We start from the raw sequence: 19,445 nt of genomic DNA, 5'->3' as shown, positions 1-19,445 counted from the left end.
GCCGCCGCGCCGCTCCACGAGCTTCGAAACGAGACCTGATGACCAGCCGCGTGACCCTCGGCGAGAGCGACTTCCTGTTCGACGGCCAGCCCCGTCGCATCCTGTCGGGCGCCCTCCACTACTTCCGCATCCACCCCGACCTCTGGGCCGACCGGATCGAGAAGGCGCGGCTGCTCGGCCTCAACACCATCGAGACCTACGTCCCCTGGAACGACCACGAGCCAGTCCCCGGCGCCTGGACCACGGAGGGGATGCTCGACCTCGGCCGCTTCCTCGACCTCGTCCACGCGGCCGGCCTCCACGCGATCGTCCGGCCCGGCCCGTACATCTGCGCGGAGTACGACAACGGCGGGCTCCCGGCCTGGCTCTTCACCGACCCCGAGGTCGGCATCCGGCGCTTCGAGCCGCGCTTCATGACCGCCGTCGAGAGCTACCTCCGGCGCGTCTACGACATCGTCGCTCCGCGTCAGCTCGACCACGACGGCCCCGTCGTGCTGGTGCAGATCGAGAACGAGTACGGCGCCTACGGCCGCGACGACGACTACCTCCGCGCGCTCGTCGACATCACCCGCGACGCCGGCATCACGGTCCCGCTGACGACCGTCGACCAGCCCGAGGACGACATGCTTCAAAACGGCAGCCTTCCCGACCTCCTGAAGACCGGCTCGTTCGGCTCCCGGAGCCCCGAGCGGCTCGCGACCCTCCGTCGCCACCAGCCGACCGGTCCGCTGATGTGCTCCGAGTACTGGAACGGCTGGTTCGACTTCTGGGGCGGCGAGCACCACGTCACGTCCGCCGAGGAGCAGGCCCGCGACCTCGACGCCCTCCTCGCGAGCGGCGCCTCGGTGAACCTCTACATGTTCCACGGCGGCACCAACTTCGGCTTCACGAACGGCGCGAATGACAAGGGCGTCTACGAGCCGACCGTCACCAGCTACGACTACGACGCCCCGCTCGACGAGGCCGGCCGCCCGACCGAGAAGTTCTTCGCGTTCCGCGAGGTCTTCGCCAAGTACGCCGACGTGCCCACGGGCGTGCTCGAGCGCGCCCTCCCGAGCCCGACGCCCGACCTGCGGCCGGTGTCGCACGCCTCACTGCTGGACTCGCTGGAGCACCTCGGATCCTGGGCCGCCACCGGCGACGAGCCGGCCCTCTTCGACGAGCTCGGCCACTACCGCGGACTCCTGGCGCTCGAGGCCGAGCTGCCCGCGGGGCCGTCGACGCTGCGGGTCGCCGAGGTCCGCGACCGGGCGTCGGTGTTCGTCGACGGGGCCCGTGTCGGCACCCTCGAGCGGGCCCGCGGCGACCGCGAGCTCGCCCTTCCGGCAGGCCGGACCCTGACGATCGTCGTCGAGGACCAGGGCCGCGTGAACTACGAGCGCCGGATCGGGGAGCCCAAGGGGCTCGTCGGGCCGGTGACGATCGAGGGCTGCGCCGCCGCGTGGTCGGCGCTGCCGATCGACCTGGGTCGGCTCGACGAGGCGCCCGACCGGCCGTGGGTCGAGTCCGAGGAGGCGAGGGACGGCATCCTGCGCTTCGCCTTCGACCTCGACGAGCAGGCCGACCTCTTCCTCGAGACGAGTGCTCTCGGCAAGGGCGTGGCCTTCGTCAACGGGTTCGCCCTCGGCCGCTACTGGTCGCAGGGCCCGCAGCACACGCTCTACGTGCCCGGGCCGGCGACGCGGGCGGGAGCGAACGAGCTCGTGCTGGTGGAGCTCGACGGCGCGCCGGGCCTGCCCGCCTTCGCCGCGGCGGCCGACCTCGGGCCCGTCCGCCGCGACACGCTGGCGGCGCAGGGCGCCTGAGGCGGGGCTACCGGGGGTGCGGTTCGCTAATGCATGAAATCCGTGGTCCCCGGGCCGTTTTCCGGGGCTGTAGGGCCCTCTCGTGAGATTTCTCATGCACTAGGAACGGGCACCACCTCCGCTAGGGCGCCAGCCGGCATCAGCGCCTCCGTCGTGCTCATGAGAAAGAGGCGGTCCTGTCCTCTCAGTCGCGCTCAAGGGCAGCACCCTTGCGCCCAAGCAAAACCCTCCGGTCCGGCTGCCGCGGTGGTCCTAGGACCACCGCGGCAGCCGAACCCGAGGGTCTAGCCGCGAGCCCGAACCGCAGACCCCGCACTACTTCAACCCCGACCGCGCCAACCCCTCCACGAAGTACTTCTGGAACGCCAGGAACAGGATGACGATCGGCAGGATCATCAGCAGGTTGATCGCCATGATCGCCCCGTAGTTGGACGTGTACTGCCCCTGCAGGTCGGCCACGATCCCGATGGGCAGCGTGAACTGGTCCTGATCCCCGGAGAGCGCGACGAGCGGCCAGCCGAACGCGTTCCACTCGCCCATGAACGTCAGCAGGATCAGCACCGCCAGCAGCGGCTTGCAGAGCGGCAGCACGACCGACCAGAACGCGCGCAGCTGGCCGGCACCGTCGACGCGAGCCGCCTCCACGAGCTCGTCGGGGATTGCGATGAAGAACTGCCGGGCGAGGAAGACACCGAAGATCACGGCGCTCTCGGGCAGGATCACGCTCCACAGCGACCCGTAGAGGCCCAGTCCGACCGACAGCTTGAACTGCGGCACGATGATCGCCTGCGGCGGGATCATCATGGTCGACAGCAGGACCAGGAACAGCGCGTTCCGCCCGCGGAAGCGCAGCTTCGCGAACGCGTAGCCGGCCAGCAGGTTGCAGATCACCGTGATGACGGTGGTCACGACGGTGATGAAGAGCGAGTTGCCGAACCACCGCCAGACCGGGAAGGCCTGGAACGGCTGCACGAAGTTGTCGATCGTCAGGTGCCGCGGCCAGAGGTGGAGTCCGGGAGCGTAGAGGTCGGCGCGTGTCGAGAACGCGGTCAGCAGCATCCAGTAGAGCGGGAACGCCATGACGACGGCGATGACGATCGCGGCGGTGAGCCGCAGCCAGAGCAGGCGTCCGCGCGGGGGCTTCGGCTGCCGGGCGGGCTTCCGCTCGACGGCGGGCAGCTCCGAGCCGACCTCGAAAACGTCGGTGAGAGACGACATCACATCCCCTGTTCTGCGAGCTCGCGCCGCGTGTTGAGCCGCCACTGCACAGCCGTGACGGCCAGCGTGATCAGGTAGATGACGACTCCCACGGCCGCCCCGTAGCCGAGGAGCGACGGCCCCGACTCGTCGAACGCGAGCCGGTAGGCGTACGAGACGATCGTGGTCGTCGAGTAGCCGGGCCCGCCGCGGGTCATCGCCCAGACGGTGTCGAAGACCTGGAACGAGTAGATGAGGTTCATGATCAGCAGGAAGAACGTCGACGGCCCGAGCAGCGGCAGCGTGATGTAGCGGAACGACTGCCACCCGCTCGCTCCGTCGACGCGGGCGGCCTCCTGCACGGCCGGGTCGACGCCCTGCAGCCCGGCCAGGTAGATCAGCATGTCGAACCCGACCCGCTGCCACAGGGTGACCAGGATGATCGCGGTCAGCGCCCACGCGCCGTTCGACTGCCAGTCGATCGAGGGCAGCCCGACGGCCTGGAGCATCTTGTCGATGAAGCCGTTGTTCTGGTCGAACATCCACGCGCCGAGCACGCCGGTGGCGACGCCCGACACGACCAGCGGCAGGAAGATGATCGACCGGAAGACCGCGCGGCCCGGGAGCACCCCGTTCAGCAGCACGGCGATCGCGAGCCCGAGCGCCATCCCGACCGGCACGGTGAAGAGGGTGAAGACGCCCGTGTTCGCCATCGACTGCCAGAACACCGGGTCGGTGAACATGGTGACGTAGTTCCCGAATCCTGCCCAGGTCGTCCAGCCCAGCGAGTCGAGGCTCTGGAAGCTGATGACGAACGCGTAGACCAGCGGGAAGAGCGTGAAGAGGGCGAGCAGGATCACGTTCGGCAGCAGGAACCCGGAGGCTGCGAGCGAGGTCGTGGCCCGGATCCGGAACGGCGTCCTGGCCTTCCGAGGGGCAGGGACCCGCAGCGGGTGCGTCGTCACGAGGCGACCGCCTGGCGGATGCCGGAGGCGATGGCGCGGAGGGTGGTGTCGCTGTCGCCGCCCTTCAGGCCGAGTTCGAGCTGATCCTGCAGGGTGGTGCTGATGGTGGCGAAGCCGGGCACGGTGGTCTCCTTGACGACGGTGTCGGTGATCGTGGTGGCCTGGGTGGTGAACACCTTCATGGCGTCGGGGCGGGTCTGGTAGTCGAGGGTCTGTCCGGCCAGCGACTGCAGGGTGGGCAGCTCGGTGGCGAGCTCGCAGAAGCGCTTCATGGCGTCCTCGCTGACCAGGAACTTCAGGAAGGCGGCTGCGAGGTCCGGGTTCGAGGTGCCCTTCCACGCGACGATCGCGTTGCCGCCCAGGTCGGCCGCGGCGGCCTTGTCGCGGGGGAGGAAGGTCGTGCCCCACTCGCCGCCCTGGTAGCCGTTCGCCTTGTCGGCGATCTCGGGCACCAGGAAGTCGCCGAGGAACGTCATCGCCACCGTCTGGTTGAGGAAGAAGTTGTCGGAGTAGACGGTGGTCTTGATCGTGTTGTTGGCGGGCACCCACTTCTTCTCGAAGAATCCCTTCGTGAAGTCGAGCGCCTTGCGGGAGGCCGCGCTCGGGATCGCGGGGCCCGCGAGGTCGGCGTCGAGGAGGGAGCCGCCGGCCTGGTAGACGAACGACGACCAGCGGTAGGCGCCCGCGGCCGTCCAGTCGTAGGCGAACGGGTACTTGGATGCGGGGAGCGCCTTGCGGAGCCTCGTGGAGACGGCACTGAACTCGTCCCAGCTCCAGGCGTCCTCGAGGCGGTCGGGCACGGAGGTGATCCCCGCCTGCTCGAAGGCCTTCCGGCTGAAGACGACGGCGGAGGTGTCGGTCTGGTGCGGCACGCCCCAGGCTCGCCCCTCGTACTTCACGGCACTCCAGAACGCCGGCAGGAACGCCTCCGTCTCGGACCGGCTGAAGTACGGCGTGACGTCGAGCAGCACGCCGTGCGAGATGTACTTGCCGATCGAGGTGTAGTCGACGCGGAAGACGTCGGGCGCCGTGTTCGACACGATGCCGCGGTCGACGCTCGAGAAGAACCCGGTGTACGGCAGAGTCTTTAAGACGATGGTGGTCCCGGGGTTCTGCGCCTCGAAGCGCTCCTTGACCTCCTGGAAGCCCTTCGTCTCGCCGTCGCTCCCGCCCCAGAACGCGAACGTCAGGGTGCCGGACACCCGCCTCTTCGAGGCCTTCGACCCGGCCGGGCCTCCCGCTGCGACCGGCCCCGGCGTCGAGGCGCACGCCGCGAGACCCGCGGCCGTCACCGCCCCGAAGGCCCCCGCCAGCGCCGTCCTCCTGGTGATCGTCGTCGAACCCATGCGTCCCCGCTTCCGTCTAGGAGAAAGCTAGGCGTCGTTCGCGATGCGCGTCCGGGGCGCTCTCTCAGGTCTCTCGATCTCCAGAGACCCGCTGGCGGGCTCCCCGCGCGGCCGCTCGGCGAGGCGCCTCTCGACGATGCCGGCGAGGCCGTCCGGCGACAGGATCCCGTCGAACAGCGCGAGGAGGTCGGCCGAGGAGGCGGTCACCGGGGAGGCGGGCGCCGCGGACGCGGGCGCAGCGGACGCGGTCACCGCGGACGCGGGCCGCTCCTCGCCCGCGAGGAGCTCGTGCGCCGTCTCGACGAGGTCCTCGATCGCGCGGACGCAGCCGAACCGCAGCACGCGGTCCTCGTCGACCTCGGTGTCGCCGTAGCCACGCGCGAACGCCTCGAGGTCGGCCGCGCTCGGCCGGTGCACGAAGAGCACCCCGGGGTCGACGAGCAGCAGGTCGACCTCCTTGGGGGCGCGCACGGCGTCGTCGAAGTCGATCAGCCAGGGCTGTCCCGCGTCGTCGACGACCACGTTGCCGAGGTGCGGGTCGCCGTGGCAGCTCACGCGGACGGCTGGGGAGCGGTCGCGCTTGAGGCGGGACGCACTCCGGCGGAGCGCCCGGATGCGCGCCCGCACGGCGGGCCATCCTGCGACGAAGGCGCGGACCGCAGGATCAGCCGACCCGCTCTCGACCTCTGCCCGGGCGGCCGCGACGAGCCCGTCGACCTCCGACAGTCGCCGCTTCACGTGGGTTCCCGCGCGCCGGATCCCGCGCCGCGGGGCCCCGCGGTCGACGGCGGCACGGCTGAGGCCTCTGCCGGGGTCGTGCTCGTGGATCCTGCGCAGGAGTTCTCCGAGAGCCAGCCACTCGCCGGCCGAGAGCCCGGTGTCGTAGGCCTCGCGGCCGTCGACCCAGGGGGTGATCGACAGGAGCCCGCCGTCGACCGCAGCCCAGGGCCGGCCGCTCCGGGAGAGCCGCGGCTCGGGGACGCCGGGGGTCGCCGCCTCGGCCAGCGACCGGGCGAGGCGGAGGCCGAAGCGGTTGTCGCGCCTCGTCCACTTCACGGCCCAGACGCGGCCGTCGTCCGAGACGGCGCGCCAGACGACGGCGTCGGGGTCGAGGCCGCCGCCGAAGCGCTCTGCGTCGATCAGCACCAGCCCGAACTCGTCCCGCACCTGGTCGAGGGGGCCGAGGGCGCTCAGAAGAAGGTCGGCTGACGGGAGACGTAGTGCTCCTCGAGAGCCGCCACGTCGTCGTCGGAGAGCTCGACGTCGAGAGCCGCCACGGCGTCCTCGATGTGGTGCACCTTGGTGGCGCCGACGATCGGGGCATCCACGACGGGGTTCTTCAGCACCCACGCCAGTGCGATCTGCGCCATGCTGACGCCCTTCTCGTTCGCGATGCGCTCGATGGCGTCGACGATCCCCTTGTCGGAGTCGAGCCGGACCGGGTTGCCCTTGGGGTCGGCCTCGGGCTCGTCGCCGGCGCGGGCGGTGTTCTGCTCGCTCCACGGCCGGGCCATCTTGCCGGCCTGCAGAGGGCCCCACGGAATGGAGCCGACGCCCTGGTCGGCGAGCAGGCCGAACATCTCGCGCTCCTCCTCGCGCTGGGCGAGGCTGTACTGGTCCTGCATCGACACGAACCTCGTCCAGCCGCCGAGGTCGGCCGCCGTCTGGAGCTTCGCGAACTGCCAGGCCCACATGCTCGAGGCGCCGATGTACCGCACCTTGCCGGCCTGGACCACGTCGTGCAGCGCCTCCATCGTCTCCTCGACCGGGGTGAACGGGTCGAACCGGTGGATCTGGTAGAGGTCGATCCAGTCGCTGCCGAGCCGCTGGAGCGACTTGTCGACCTGCTCCAGGATCGCGCGACGCGACAGCCCCGACTCGCCGGGGCCGGGCCCCATCTCGCCGAACACCTTGGTCGCGAGCACGACGTCCTCCCGGCGCGTGTACTTCCTGATGGCCTCGCCGGTGACCTCCTCGGAGCTGCCGCGGCCGTAGACGTTCGCGGTGTCCCAGAAGGTGATCCCGAGCTCGACGGCGCGACGGAAGATCGGCTCGGCGCCCTCCGAGTCGAGGGTCCACTTCTGCTGGTCGTTCCCGTTGCCGAAGCTCATGCAGCCGAGCACGATGCGGCTGACGGTCAGGCCGGTGGGGCCGAGGTGGGTGTACTCCATGGGGTCTGCTCCCGTTTGTCGTCGTGATCCTGTTGTCGTTTTGTGGACCGGTTTACTCGCACCCGAGCGATCTCTCCCAGGCCCGCGGCCTCAAGCCCGGCAATCCACGTACTGTCGCACGGGGCGATCGCGCGCCCCCGAGGGGAGCCACCGTGTCCGACGCCACCACGAGCCTGACAGCACCGACCGACTCTGCAGCGCCCTCGCGGCGCCCCACCCTCTTCCTCCTGCCGGGCCTCGGCCTCGGCGGCGACGTGTTCGGCGCCGTCTCGCGCCGGCTCGACGAGCACTTCGAGAGCGTCCCCCTCTCGCTCCCCGGCTTCGGAGGCACCGACACCCTCGCCGGCACGGCTGTCGACGACATGGTCGCCTTCGTGCTGCGCAGGATCCGCGAGCACGGTGCCTCGTCCTGGCTCCTGGTGGGTCACAGCATGGGCGGCAAGATCGCCACCCTCGTCGCCCGGCGCGCGCTCGACGGCGAGCCCGGCGTGTTCGGGCTCCGCGGCGTCGTCCTGCTCGCAGGATCACCGCCCTCGCCCGAGCCCATGGACGAGTCCCGGCGCGACGAGATGCTCGGCTGGGCGGTCGACGGCCCCCTCGGAGCCGACGCCGCCCGCGAGTTCATCGACGGCAACGTGGGCGCACCGCTCGAGGCGACGGACGACGCGCTCGTCACGGCCGACCTCCTCCGCGCCTCGCCCGAGGCCTGGACGGCCTGGCTCACCCGAGGCAGCCGCGAGGACCGCGCCTCCGAGGTCGGCGAGCTCGACGTGCCGGCGCTGATCGTCGCGGGCGGAGCAGACGGCGACCTCGGCGCGGAGGCCCAGCGCCTCCTCAACGGGCCCGTCTACCCGGGGGCGCGGTTCGAGACGCTGGCGGCGGCAGGACACCTCCTGACGCTCGAGCGGCCGGCGGAGGTCGCCGACGCGATCCTGCGCCTGTGGCGGGAGCACGCCGGGCTCGGCCCCGCGGTGCCCGACGACGTGGCGCGCACCATCGCCTCCGGCCGGACCAGCAGCCGCACGCGGGCGATCTTCGCGCGGCGCATCCTGGCCGACGACCCGGAGTACCGGCCGCGCGTGCTGTCGGCGGGGCAGCTCGGCATCCTGCGCTCTCTCGCCCGGAGGGCCGTGCCGCAGGACGGCGTGGAACTCGACCTCGCGGCCCGCATCGACGCGGGGCTCGCGGACGGCGCGAGCGACGGCTGGAGGAACGCGGCCCTGCCGCCCGACGACGTCGCCTACCGGCAGGCGCTCGACGACCTCGCCGACTTCGACGGCCTGACCGAGGCCGAGCAGGACGCCCGGATCGGCGAGATCGTCGCGGAATCGTTCGAGGCGCCCGGCGGGCACCTGACGGCCGCGCAGCTGAACCTCTGGTTCGAGGACTGCCGCGTCGACCTGGTGCGGCTCTGGCTGAGCCACCCGGCGACCATGGCGAGGATCGGCTTCGACGGGTACGCCAACGGCGGCGACCTGGTCAGGATCCAGGGCTTCATCCGGCTGCGCGCCGGAGAGCGAGAAGAGTGGGAACCGATGCAGGGAGCGCGACGATGAACCTCGACGGCATGAAGACGTACTCCGACGACGAGGTCGTCGACGTGGTCGTGGTCGGGACGGGCGCCGGCGGGGCGCCGCTCCTCGCGTCGCTCGCCGGCCGCGGCCTCTCGGTCGTGGCTCTCGAGGCGGGCCGGAACTTCGACCCGCACTCGTTCACCCAGGACGAGACCGAGGCGCTCGAGATCAACTGGATGGACGAGCGCCTCAGCGACGGCGAGAACCCGAACGCGTTCGGGCCGAACAACAGCGGCAAGGGCGTCGGCGGCTCGACGCTGCACTGGGGCGCCTTCACGCCGCGCCCCGACTCCCGCGACCTGAAGCTGCGGACCGAGACGGGCGAGGGCCGCGACTGGCCGATCGACCACGCCGAGCTCGTCGGCTACATCGAGGAGGTCGAGCGCTTCGTCGGGGTGTCCGGGCCCGCCGAGTACCCGTGGGATCCCAGCCGCCGCTACCGGATGGCCCCGGCCGCCCGCAACGCGTCGTCCGACATGATGGTGCGCGGCTGCGACGCCCTCGGCATCCGCTCCGCCGACGCACCGGCCGCCCTCGTGACCCGCGACTGGCACCAGGAGCACCACGGCGTCCGCCCCGCCTGCGCGAGCTGCGGCAGCTGCCACCAGGGCTGCCGGAGCGGCGCCAAGGTCAGCATGGACACCACCTACCTGCCCCTCGCCGTCGCGTCGGCTGCGGAGATCCGCCCCGAGTCGATGGTGCACGGGATCGAGCAGGATGCCCGGGGCCGGGTGACCGCGGTCGTCTACACCCGCGACGGGGTCGAGCACCGGCAGCGGTGCAACACTCTCGTCCTCGCCGGCGGCGGAGTCGAGACACCCCGCCTCCTGCTGCACACCGGCCTCGCCAACAGCAGCGGCCAGGTCGGCCGCAACTTCATGGCGCACGGCGCGACCCAGGTCTGGGGCCGCTTCGAACCCGAGATGCGCGGCTACCGCGGCTACCCCTCGTCGATCATCACCGAGGACTTCGTACGCCCCGACGACGCCGACTTCGCGGGCGGCTACCTGATCCAGAGCCTCGGGGCGATGCCTCTCACGCTCGGCACCAGCCTCGTGCGCGGCGGCAAGATGTGGGGCCGCGACCTCCTCCAGGCCATCAGCGGCTACAGCCACCTCGCCGGCGTCGGCATCAACGCCGAGTGCCTGCCCCGCGAGGACAACCGTCTCGTGCTCGCGGACGAGGTCGACGAGGTCGGGATGCCGAAGGCCCGGGTCTCGTTCACCTCGGGCGACAACGAGGAGGCCATCGACCGGCACGCCGTCGACGTGATGACCAGGATCGTCGAGGCCGCCGGCGCCACCGAGACCCACGTTCTCGCGCGCACCGCCCACACGATCGGCACCTGCCGGATGGGCACCGACGCGGCCGACGCCGTGGTCGACGCCGACGGCCGGAGCTTCGACGTGCCGAACCTCTGGATCAGCGACAACTCGACGTTCCCGAGCTCGGTCATCGCGAACCCCGCGCTGATGATCATGGCGATGGCGCTCCGCACGGCCGACCGGATGCTCGCGGCGTAGGCCCCCGGGTCGACGCCCGGAGTAGCGTCGACGAGGCCGCCGTCCGCGGCACGAACGCAGGATCACAGGGAGCTCACGCATGAAGGTCGTCGTCACCGGATCCCGCGGCAAAGTGGGCCGCGCCACCGTCCAGGCGTTCGTCGACGCCGGGCACGAGGTGACGGGCGTCGACCTCGTCCGGCCGGTGTTCGACGCCGGAGTCGTCGTCCCGGGCCGCTACGTGATGGCCGATCTCACCGACGCCGGATCGGCGTACTCGGTGGTGGCAGGCGCCGACGCGGTCGTGCACGTGGCCGCGATCCCGCAGCCCACCGGCAACCCGCCGCACGTCGTGTTCCAGACGAACCTGATGTCGACGTTCAACCTGATCGAGGCCGCGGTCCGCTTCGGCGTCACGCGCTTCGTCAATGTGTCGAGCGAGAGCATCGTCGGGAACTTCTTCCCCGAGCGCCCCTTCCTGCCGGATTACGCGCCGGTCGACGAGGAGCACCCCCTCCACCCGCAGGACCCCTACGCCCTCTCGAAGTCGTTCGGCGAGCAGCTGATGGACGCCGCGGTCCGCCGGTCCGACATCCGCGCGATCTCGATCCGCCCGAGCACGGTCCACAACGAGGACAACTACGAGTCGAACCTCGGCAAGCAGGTGCGCGACCCGTCCAATCTCACCGCGAACCTGTGGAGCTACATCGACGTCTACGACCTCGCCGACGCGCTGGTCCTGGCCGCGGAGTCGGACCTCCCGGGGCACGAGGTGTTCTACATCGCGTCGCCGGACAACGCCGGCGGGCATGACTTCGCGGAGATCCTGCACCGCTACTACGGCGACCAGATCGAGCTGCGCCCGCTCGACCGCGTCGACGCGTCGGGCATCGACACGTCGAAGGCCCGTCGGCTGCTCGGCTGGGAGCCGAAGCGCTCGTGGCGCGACTACCTCGACTCGGACGGCCGCGCGCTCGAGCGCTGATCGCGGCGGACGTCCCCGCTCTCGACCGGCAGCGGCGCAGCCCTGAGGGACCGGGCTAGAGGCCGGGCGACGCGGCGTCGGGGCCGGCGTCCTCCTGCAGCTTCTTGAGGCGGGCCTGCTTCTCGTAGAACTCGATCTCGCGGTCGAGGTCGGCGAGCTCCTGCTCGGTCGTCTTCACCCGGGTCGCCGTGACCTGCGCGTGCAGGGCGGCCGGCTCGCCGCGGTGGATCGGCTCGGCGTACCTGCCGCCGCCGTTGCCGCCCGCGCCCAGGTAGCTTCGGCCGATCGTGAACCACAGGATGCCGCCGATCAGCGGCAGGAAGATCACGAGCAGGACCCACACGAGCTTCGGCAGGTGCTGGATGCTGCTCTCGTCGCGGGTGATGATGTCGATCAGCGACGCTATGGTCAGCCCGAAGACGAGCAGCGGGATCACGAATTCGGCCATGCTCGGGAGCCTAGGGGTGCGCCAGGTCGTCGACAATCACCCGTTGGAGTGACGTTTCCCGGTCGGACCGCGTGCCTCCGGAATCGCGGCGGGTGCCCACGTCGGGTGAGCGCTCACGCTGTCAACCACCCAGGACGGGGGCGCGACACGCGGGCCGCAGTAGGTCAGCATGGTCGGTGCTGCACTCCCCACGACTCCCGAAGGAACCCGTTGCTCCGCATCGCCTACACCAGCCAGGCCACGTTCGACTTCACGGACGGCGACCTCATCACCCTCCTGATGAACTCGCGCGCGAACAACAAGCGCGACCGCCTCACCGGGATCCTGCTGCACAGCGAGGGGCAGTTCCTCCAGGTGCTCGAGGGCGAGGAGGACGACGTCAAGGCCAAGTACGACCGGATCTCGAAGGATCCGCGGCACCGGGGCATCTCCATGATCCTGCGCGAAGAGGCCGACTCGCGGCAGTTCGGCAAGTGGACGATGGGCTACACGTCGTTGACCGACCCGATGATCAGGGCGATCCCGGGCTACGACACGTTCTTCGACCGCGATCCTGCGGTCTCCGAGGCGCCGGTGCGCCGCCTGCTCGAGGCGTTCCGCACCGACCCCGCCCTCACCCCGGCCATCGAGGGCGCCGGGCTCTGACCTGCGGCTCTGCCCCGCGATTCTTGCCCGCGGCTCTCACGGAGAGCCCCGCTCGTCAATCCCCTCCGGCCGCGGACGTCGGCGTCTACCGTCGCACTCGACAGCCGACGGTCGGCGTCACGAGAGGGCACTGGCCATGAAGATCACGTACGACACCGAGAGCGACTCCATCTCCGTCCCCGAGCTCACCGGCGCCCAGAACGCCCAGCTGCAGTCGCAGCTCTCGGCGGCCCTCTACCGGAACGACCCGGTCCAGACGGTGGCCGCTCAGATCATGGGTGCTGCGCGCGCGCTCGCTGCCGGCGACGCGGGGGAGTGAGGGCAGCGCCTGCGTCCGGGCTGTGACGTCGGGGGCGGCCCGGGCGGCTCGATGCTGCGGCCCGATCCTGCGGTCAGCGGAGCGCGGCGGCGCAGAGCCGGAGGGCCGCGGCGAGCTGCCGGACCGCATCCTGGTCGAGGTCGGCCGTCATGCGCTCCTCGACGCGTCGGATCGCGGCGCTCGCCGTCGCGAGCTGTCGGCGCCCTCCGGCGGTGAGCTCGGTGGGCAGGGCTCGTCCGGAGGGGGCGCGATCGGCGCGGCGGACGAGGCCCTCGCGCTCCAGCGTCTGCAGGAGGACGTTCATCGACTGGCGGGTGACGAACGCGCCGCGAGCGAGCTCCGAGTTGGACAGCCCGGGTCGCTGCGCCAGCAGTTCGAGGCAGGAGTAGTGCGTCACCGTCATGCCGAGCGGGTGGAGCTCGGCCTCCATGGCCTGCCGCAGCCCGCTGGACGCCTCCTTGAGGAGGTACCCGACGGAGGTCTCGAGATCGATCGCCCGCTGCTCTTGACTCATGTCAGTATTCTGACATAGTCTCGGTGTCAGTTGCCTGACATCCGTCGGGCATCCACCGTCACCAGGAGGATCACATGGCTGTCACCGGCCCCGGCTTCATCTCGCTGCAGGTCCGCGACCTCGCTCGCTCCGCCGCCTTCTACGAGGAGCACCTCGGTCTCCGCCGTCAGGACGGCCCGCCGCACGCGGTCGTCTTCGACACGGCGCCGATCGCCTTCGCCGTGCGCGACGCCGCGCCCGGCGTCGACCTCGACGCCTCGCCCCTCGGAGTCGGCGTCGCCGTCTGGATGCACGCCCCCGACACCCAGGGCCTCCACGACGCGCTCGTGGAGGGCGGCGTCGAGATCGCCTCGGCTCCCATCGACGGTCCGTTCGGTCGCACCTTCACGCTCGTCGACCCCGACGGCTACCTCGTCACGCTCTACGACCGCGCCTAGCGACGGATTCTCGGACTGCCGGGCCATGATCGTCTGGCCCAGGCCCTCCCCTCCGACGAAGGATGCTCCGTGACCCGTTCGACCGGCCCCGCTCCTTTCACCGGCTTCACGTCGGAGGCGTCGGCCTTCTTCCGAGGCCTCCGCGACGACAACTCGAAGGGGTGGTTCGAGGCGCACCGCGACGTCTACGAGGCGAGCGTCCGGCAGCCGCTCGAAGACCTCCTCGGCCAGGTGCAGGACGCCTACGGCGAGGGCAGGGTCACGCGCCCGAACCGCGACGTCCGCTTCAGCCCCGACAAGTCGCCGTACAAGACGACCGCCAGCATGTGGGCGGGCGAGGTCGGCGGCGTCTACCTGAGCGTCGGTCCCGACGGGCTCGACGTCGGCGGCGGGCTCTACGGCCCGAGTCGCGACCAGCTCGCCCGGGCTCGGGCCGCGATCGCCGACCGGCCCCGGGCGGCCGACGACCTCCGCGCGATCGTGAGCCGCCTCGAGTCCCGCGGCTTCGAGATGGCGGGCCCGCCGCTGAAGACCGCTCCGCGCGGCTACGACCGCGACCACCCGCAGGTCGAGCTGCTGCGGCTCACCCACTACGCCGCGATCGCGAAGCTCCCCGTCGACGCGTCGCCGCAGAAGATCCGCGGCATCTGGAGGTCGGTCGAGCCGCTGATCGCCTGGACGGCCGAGAACGTCGGCCCCGCGGTCTCGTGGCCGTGACTCTGCGGACGCTGATGCAGGAGATTCTTCGGGGGAGGGTCCCGGATCGGCATGAAACGGGCCGGGGGCGCCGAATTTCCTGCATTGGCGCGGAGAGAAGCAGCGCCAGCTACCGCGCCCCCCGCGGCGCGAGCACCGACACCACGTTCTCGCGCAGGTGCTGGTACACGACCGAGGTGCGGACGTCCGCCACCTCGCGCCGCTCCGTCAGGCGGTCGATCACGAAGGCGTAGAGGTCGTCGTTGTCGCGGACCGCGACGTGGATGATGAAGTCCTCGTTGCCGGCGGTCACGAAGACGCCGACGGTCTCGTCGAGGGTGCTGACCCAGTCGCGGAAGGCCTCGATCACCTGGCGCGACGGCGGCCGGATGCGCACGGCGATCAGGGCCTGCACGCCGCGCCCGATCGAGGGCAGGTCGACGTCGAGGGTCGCCTGCCGGATCACGCCCCGGCTCCGGAGGCTCCTGGTCCGCTCCAGCGCCGTCGTCGGCGACACCCGCGCTGCGGCGGCGAGGTCGCGGTTCGTGATCCGTGCATCCGACTGCAGGATCTCCAGAATCCGCACATCGAGATCGTCTAACAACACCGGATCGCGCTTCTGCTGGTCATTCATACGGCCATCATGCGCGTGATCGCCGTCTCCGCCTAGTGTTCGAGCGTCATATCATCCACAGCGACGCCAGGAGAACCCATGACCGAGTCAGACCCCGCCCTGATCGGGTTCGCAGCGGACGAGATCGACACGTCCGCGCCCACCCGGTCGGCCCGCCTCAAGTGGGTCGTCGTCGTCGACGCCGCTCTCCCGGCGGGGCGCGCGGTCAACGCGGCGGTCTGCGTCAGCGCGGCGACCGCGGCCGGCGTCGCGGGGCTCCTGGGCCCGGATGCGCAGGATGCGGGCGGCGCGCTCCATCCCGGCCTGCCCTGGGCGGGGTGCACTGTCCTCGCAGCCGACCGCGAGACCCTGGCGGCGATCCGCGCGAAGGGCGCAGCCCACGAGGGCACCTTCGTCGCCGACATGCCCGCCGAGGCGCAGGCGACCCGCGTCTACGACGACTACCTGGAGGCGGTGGCGGCAAGCGATGCGGAGAGGTTCGACTACCTGGCAGTCAGTCTCGTGGGGCCGAAGAACAGGATCGACAAGATCGTCGGTCGGCTGCCGCTCCTGCCGTAGGAGGCGTGAGGAGCGGCGGCGGCTGCGAGTGAGGCGAAACGGGGGTCGTGGTGCGGTCCCTGCCCGTGATGCGAAGTCTCTGCACATCACGACGACCGTTCCGGCTCAATCAGCATGCGCGCCCGGTTCCAGCATTACAAGGTGACCGTCTAGCTACCACGCATTGCGGATAGGGCGTCGATGAGTCGGGGTCCCGGGCGCCGAGTGGCGCCGGGACCCCTAGCCGGCCGTGATCTGCGGTTGGAGCTTCACGGGCAGGGACCAACAGACACGGTCACAACCGGTGAAAACGCGTCTCAGCGCTCCCAGCTGCTCTCCACCCAACTCGCGCCGCACGAACCGTCTCTCAGGGAGGCGACTGTCGCCGATGCATCGTCGGTTGCGTACCCGGTACGGAACCTCGGAAGGCGCGTACGGTGCAAGGGGAGCAAGGGAGCAGCGATGACTCAGACCGCCCGTCGGTCGACCAGCGGGGTCAAGGCGAACGAGAACGCCCACCTTTACTCCGCGCTGCCCGAGAACCGCGAGGGCGCGGCCGTCGTGTCCGCCCTGCAGGATCTCGGGGACGTCGCGCGCCAGGCCGAGGACCGCGCCGTCATCGAGCTCGGCATGAACCCCGGCGACGTCCTCGCCACCAGGTATCTGCTGCAGGCCGAGCGCGACGGGCAGCAGCTGACCCCCACCGACCTCGCCACGCTCCTCGGCGTGACGACCGCCGCGGCCTCGAAGCTCGTCGACCGGCTCGTGTCGGCGGGGCGAGCCGAGCGGCTGCCCGATCCTGCGGACAAGCGCGCCAGGATCGTCGCGCCGACGGCCGCCGCGCGGGCCGACATCCACGCCACGTACGCGCTGATCCACGAGCCTCTCGTGCGGGTCGTGAACGGTCTGACCGCCTCCGAGGCGTCGGCCGTCACGCGCTTCCTGAAGACGCTCTCGTCGGCTCTCGCCGTCTCGCCGACGGCTCCCTGATCGACGCCCCCTGATCCGCACCACCCCTGGCCGCACCACCACCACCACCACCGCACCACCCACCACAGAAACACCCCGAGAGAGGAACCACCATGAACAACCACGCACTCTGGCTCACGCTCGCGATCATCGGCATCATCCTGCTGCTGATCGGCGCCTTCGTGACCACCCTCCACTTCCTGATCACCGTCGGCGTCATCGTCCTGGTCGTCGCAGCGGTCCTGCTCGTCCTGAAGCTGGTCCGAGGCGGCGCTTCCAGGGTCTGAGTCCTCCTGCGCCGCCGATCCTGAGAACCAGGATCGGCCGCGAAGGCATCGAGCGAGCGGCTGGCCCTTTCCCCCGAGGGTCAGCCGCTCTTCCTCTGCCCGGACTCAGCCCCCCGGGTGCAGCCGACGACCCGCCGTGACGCGCCGCCGGGGCTTCCGCAGAGCGGGGAGCGCGGATTAGCCTTGCGGGGATCGATCGCCGGATCCTGCGCCTGTCGTCCCCAGCCCCTGGACGAACAACGGCCGCCCGGCACCACCTGTCGACAGAACACGAAGGGGCTCGCAATGCTCGTGACCACGCTGAGGATCGACGGGCAGGAGTTCTTCCTGCCCGACGAGGCCGACATCGACCAGATCAAGGAGCGGGTCCTCGCGGCCGCCCGGGAGGGCGCCGGGTTCGTCGACTTCACCGTTCGCGACCAGGGGCGGATCTCGGTCCTGATGACCCCGCGGGTGGCTGTGCGCTTCGAGGTCGTCGACCGCTCGGAGGCGGAGACGGCGGGGTGGGACGACGACCACGGGTCATTCGAGTTCGACCCCGCGACGTTCATCTCGTAGCCGGCGGCCTGCCCTCGACTACATGGGACGCAGGATCAGGCGTGCGCCGCCCGCGAGAGGACGAGCTCGTCGACGAAGGCCGCGATCTCGCGAGCGACTCCCGCTGGTCTGGAGTGGACGCAGTTGTGCCGGGCGCCGGGGACGGCCCGGTAGCGACCGCCGGGCACCTGCTCGCTCAGCCAGCGGCTCCACGGCTCGGGGGCGATCGGATCGCGGGCGCCGCGGAGCACCAGCAGGGGCGCCCCGAGGTCGGCGATCCTGCGGTCGGTGGAGTACTCGAGCATCGACAGCGTGCCCCGCAGGAACTCGCGCGGACCGCCCTGCAGGTAGCACCGGGCCACCATCAGCAGGGTCCGCGGCGGTTCGCCGACGTAGTCGCGGAGCAGCCGGAGCCCCTGGCCGACGGCCGTCGGAGCGGCCGGATCGACGACGCTGCCGATCAGGACGACCCCGGCGACACGGCCCGGACGCCGGAGGGCGAGCTCCACCGCGAGCTCCGTGCCGAGGGAGTGCCCGACCACGACGATCCGACCCGGCGCGCGGTCGACGACGGGCTCGAGAGCATCGGCGTACTCCTCGATCGTCAGGCGGCGCGGGGTCGCCGGTGCCGCGCCGAAGCCGGGGAGGTCGGGGGCGACGACGTCGCCGTGCGGGGCGAGCGCCCGGGCGAGACGCGAGAACGACAGGTGCGAGAGCCCGACCCCGTGGATGAGGAGGAACGTGACGCCCGCGGCGCCCCCGCCGGCGGCGCGGAATGCAGGTGAGGTCGTCGTCATCGGTGGCCTTCGTTCGCTGTCGGGGGAGACGGCCGAGAAGCGGCCGACATCCCACGCTAGCCGCTACCGGGTGCTCCGTGCCCGCGTCAATCCCTGCCGCGCGCCCTCGCGCTACCCGTAGCCTGGCGTCCGTGAACCGGCGATGACGACACCAGCGGGTGCCCGGCGCGTCGGCGTCCTGGGCCTCGGCCGGATGGGCGCACCGATCGCCGCGCGTCTGGCCGCAGCCGGACTCGAGGTCGCCGCCTTCGACCCCGTGGTCGCTCCGCCCGCCGGTGTCCGTCAGGGCCGGGACGCGCAGGATGTCGCGGCGCGCGCGGACGTGCTGCTCACGATCCTGCCCACGACCGAGGTCCTCCGCGGTGCGACGTCGGGGCCCGGCGGCGCGCTGGCCGCCCTCCCGGGCGGAGCCGTCTGGGTCGACTGCACGAGCGCCGACCCGCGCGTCTACGGGGCGCTCGCCGCCGAGGCGGCCGCGCTGGGACTCCAGGCCGTCGCCGCCCCGCTCGCCGGCGGCCCGGCCGACGCGGCGGCGGGGACGCTCGGCTTCTACCTCTCCGGCGCCCCGGCGGCCGTCGGGCGGATCGACCGCATCCTGAGCGTCCTCGGCCGGCCCGAGCGCCGCCTGCTCGTCGGCTCCGATCCTGCCGCGGCGCACACGGCGAAGCTGCTGGCCAACACCCTCTGGTTCGGGCAGGCGGTGGCCGCGGCGGAGGTGCTGCTGCTCGGGCGCGCCCTCGGGCTCCAGCCCGGGCTGCTCGGCGGGATCCTGCGGTCGAGCCCCGGCGCGAGCGCGTTCCTCGAGCACGACCTCGACGCGCTGCTCGACGGCGACTACCTCGCGTCCTTCGGGATCGACCGCGTCGTCGAGGAGCTCGACACGGTCGCCGCGCTGGCCGAGGCGGCCGGGACGCCGCACGACGTCACGGCGGTGGTGGCCGGCCTGCATCGCGCGGCCCTCGACGCGTACGGGCCGGTCGACGGCGAGCTCCTGGCGGTGAGGCTGCTCGAGGACCGCGCGGGGGCGCGGCTGCGTCGGGAGGGCTCCCGCGAGGTCTGAGGATCCGTCGGCACGTCGCC

22 protein-coding genes are annotated in these 19,445 nt (G+C 71.4%); 13 read left to right on the top strand and 9 right to left on the bottom strand.

Annotated elements, in window-relative coordinates:
- Positions 1-38 precede the first annotated feature (38 nt).
- Positions 39-1,805, top strand: a complete 1,767-nt coding sequence (locus ABD733_RS07885; protein ID WP_344794784.1) for a glycoside hydrolase family 35 protein — start codon at positions 39-41, stop codon at positions 1,803-1,805.
- 315 nt (positions 1,806-2,120) lie between these two features.
- On the opposite strand, the gene ABD733_RS07880 is transcribed toward ABD733_RS07885, so the two are convergent.
- From ABD733_RS07880 to ABD733_RS07860, 5 genes are read right to left on the bottom strand one after another with little or no spacing between them, the layout of a single operon-like run.
- A complete protein-coding gene (locus ABD733_RS07880; protein WP_344794782.1) occupies positions 2,121-3,023 on the bottom strand; it encodes a carbohydrate ABC transporter permease in 903 nt (300 codons plus the stop codon).
- On the bottom strand, positions 3,023-3,967 hold the full coding sequence (locus tag ABD733_RS07875) for a carbohydrate ABC transporter permease (RefSeq protein WP_344794780.1): 945 nt from the start codon (positions 3,965-3,967) through the stop codon (positions 3,023-3,025). The genes ABD733_RS07880 and ABD733_RS07875 overlap by 1 nt, the downstream gene beginning before the upstream one ends.
- Positions 3,964-5,313: an ABC transporter substrate-binding protein gene (locus tag ABD733_RS07870; RefSeq protein WP_344794778.1), complete on the bottom strand. Its 1,350-nt coding sequence runs from the start codon at positions 5,311-5,313 to the stop codon at positions 3,964-3,966. Before ABD733_RS07870 ends, ABD733_RS07875 begins: the two co-directional genes overlap by 4 nt.
- 27 nt (positions 5,314-5,340) lie before the next feature.
- Positions 5,341-6,459, bottom strand: coding sequence for a phosphotransferase enzyme family protein (locus tag ABD733_RS07865; RefSeq protein WP_344794776.1), 1,119 nt, complete (start codon positions 6,457-6,459; stop codon positions 5,341-5,343).
- Positions 6,460-6,503: 44 nt separating this feature from the next.
- Positions 6,504-7,484 carry an aldo/keto reductase gene (locus ABD733_RS07860; protein WP_344794774.1) on the bottom strand — a complete coding sequence of 327 codons (981 nt, stop codon included), beginning with the start codon at positions 7,482-7,484 and terminating at the stop codon, positions 6,504-6,506.
- Positions 7,485-7,636: 152 nt separating this feature from the next.
- Between ABD733_RS07860 and ABD733_RS07855 the strand changes: the two genes are divergently transcribed.
- The 3 genes from ABD733_RS07855 (at position 7,637) to ABD733_RS07845 (ending at position 11,545) form a co-directional block, all read left to right on the top strand.
- Entirely contained in the window at positions 7,637-9,040 is a 1,404-nt protein-coding gene (locus ABD733_RS07855; RefSeq protein WP_344794772.1) for an alpha/beta fold hydrolase, read from the top strand.
- On the top strand, positions 9,010-10,581 hold the full coding sequence (locus ABD733_RS07850; RefSeq protein WP_344794770.1) for a GMC oxidoreductase: 1,572 nt from the start codon (positions 9,010-9,012) through the stop codon (positions 10,579-10,581). Before ABD733_RS07855 ends, ABD733_RS07850 begins: the two co-directional genes overlap by 31 nt.
- Before the next feature lie 79 nt (positions 10,582-10,660).
- Positions 10,661-11,545: an NAD-dependent epimerase/dehydratase family protein gene (locus ABD733_RS07845; RefSeq protein ID WP_344794768.1), complete on the top strand. Its 885-nt coding sequence runs from the start codon at positions 10,661-10,663 to the stop codon at positions 11,543-11,545.
- Positions 11,546-11,600: 55 nt separating this feature from the next.
- Here the strand turns inward: ABD733_RS07845 and ABD733_RS07840 are convergent, their stop codons facing one another.
- Positions 11,601-11,993 (bottom strand): PLD nuclease N-terminal domain-containing protein, encoded by a 393-nt coding sequence (locus tag ABD733_RS07840; protein ID WP_344794766.1) that lies wholly within the window; start codon positions 11,991-11,993, stop codon positions 11,601-11,603.
- A 210-nt stretch (positions 11,994-12,203) separates the two neighbouring features.
- Between ABD733_RS07840 and ABD733_RS07835 the strand changes: the two genes are divergently transcribed.
- Positions 12,204-12,638 (top strand): BLUF domain-containing protein, encoded by a 435-nt coding sequence (locus ABD733_RS07835; RefSeq protein WP_344794764.1) that lies wholly within the window; start codon positions 12,204-12,206, stop codon positions 12,636-12,638.
- Between the two features lie 136 nt (positions 12,639-12,774).
- A complete protein-coding gene (locus ABD733_RS07830) occupies positions 12,775-12,957 on the top strand; it encodes a hypothetical protein (protein WP_344794762.1) in 183 nt (60 codons plus the stop codon).
- 73 nt (positions 12,958-13,030) lie between these two features.
- Here the strand turns inward: ABD733_RS07830 and ABD733_RS07825 are convergent, their stop codons facing one another.
- Positions 13,031-13,471 carry a MarR family winged helix-turn-helix transcriptional regulator gene (locus ABD733_RS07825; RefSeq protein WP_344794760.1) on the bottom strand — a complete coding sequence of 147 codons (441 nt, stop codon included), beginning with the start codon at positions 13,469-13,471 and terminating at the stop codon, positions 13,031-13,033.
- A gap of 74 nt (positions 13,472-13,545) precedes the next feature.
- Here ABD733_RS07825 and ABD733_RS07820 point away from each other — a divergent pair, with 74 nt between their 5' ends.
- Complete coding sequence (locus ABD733_RS07820; protein WP_344794758.1) at positions 13,546-13,908, top strand: VOC family protein; 363 nt, start codon at positions 13,546-13,548, stop codon at positions 13,906-13,908.
- A gap of 69 nt (positions 13,909-13,977) precedes the next feature.
- Positions 13,978-14,625: a DUF2461 domain-containing protein gene (locus ABD733_RS07815; protein ID WP_344794757.1), complete on the top strand. Its 648-nt coding sequence runs from the start codon at positions 13,978-13,980 to the stop codon at positions 14,623-14,625.
- A gap of 109 nt (positions 14,626-14,734) precedes the next feature.
- Here ABD733_RS07815 and ABD733_RS07810 read toward each other — a convergent pair whose 3' ends face one another.
- Positions 14,735-15,238, bottom strand: coding sequence for an Lrp/AsnC family transcriptional regulator (locus ABD733_RS07810; protein WP_344794755.1), 504 nt, complete (start codon positions 15,236-15,238; stop codon positions 14,735-14,737).
- A gap of 78 nt (positions 15,239-15,316) precedes the next feature.
- Here ABD733_RS07810 and ABD733_RS07805 point away from each other — a divergent pair, with 78 nt between their 5' ends.
- The 4 genes from ABD733_RS07805 to ABD733_RS07790 all read left to right on the top strand — a co-directional run bounded on the left by ABD733_RS07805 (position 15,317) and on the right by ABD733_RS07790 (position 17,589).
- Positions 15,317-15,796 carry a DUF2000 domain-containing protein gene (locus ABD733_RS07805; protein ID WP_344794753.1) on the top strand — a complete coding sequence of 160 codons (480 nt, stop codon included), beginning with the start codon at positions 15,317-15,319 and terminating at the stop codon, positions 15,794-15,796.
- Positions 15,797-16,237: 441 nt separating this feature from the next.
- Positions 16,238-16,765 carry a MarR family winged helix-turn-helix transcriptional regulator gene (locus ABD733_RS07800; RefSeq protein ID WP_344794751.1) on the top strand — a complete coding sequence of 176 codons (528 nt, stop codon included), beginning with the start codon at positions 16,238-16,240 and terminating at the stop codon, positions 16,763-16,765.
- A gap of 92 nt (positions 16,766-16,857) precedes the next feature.
- A complete protein-coding gene (locus ABD733_RS07795) occupies positions 16,858-17,031 on the top strand; it encodes a hypothetical protein (protein WP_344794749.1) in 174 nt (57 codons plus the stop codon).
- A 285-nt stretch (positions 17,032-17,316) separates the two neighbouring features.
- The gene (locus ABD733_RS07790; RefSeq protein ID WP_344794747.1) at positions 17,317-17,589 is read left to right on the top strand and encodes a hypothetical protein; all 273 of its coding nucleotides are present in this window, start codon (positions 17,317-17,319) and stop codon (positions 17,587-17,589) included.
- A 35-nt stretch (positions 17,590-17,624) separates the two neighbouring features.
- Here ABD733_RS07790 and ABD733_RS07785 read toward each other — a convergent pair whose 3' ends face one another.
- Positions 17,625-18,365: an alpha/beta fold hydrolase gene (locus tag ABD733_RS07785; RefSeq protein WP_344794745.1), complete on the bottom strand. Its 741-nt coding sequence runs from the start codon at positions 18,363-18,365 to the stop codon at positions 17,625-17,627.
- Between the two features lie 142 nt (positions 18,366-18,507).
- Here ABD733_RS07785 and ABD733_RS07780 point away from each other — a divergent pair, with 142 nt between their 5' ends.
- On the top strand, positions 18,508-19,425 hold the full coding sequence (locus ABD733_RS07780; protein WP_344794743.1) for an NAD(P)-binding domain-containing protein: 918 nt from the start codon (positions 18,508-18,510) through the stop codon (positions 19,423-19,425).
- Positions 19,426-19,445 lie beyond the last annotated feature (20 nt).

The organism is Frondihabitans peucedani (assembly GCF_039537585.1).
GTDB classification, from domain to species: Bacteria; Actinomycetota; Actinomycetes; order Actinomycetales; family Microbacteriaceae; genus Frondihabitans; species Frondihabitans peucedani.
This window is presented reverse-complemented; position numbering and strand designations above follow the sequence as displayed.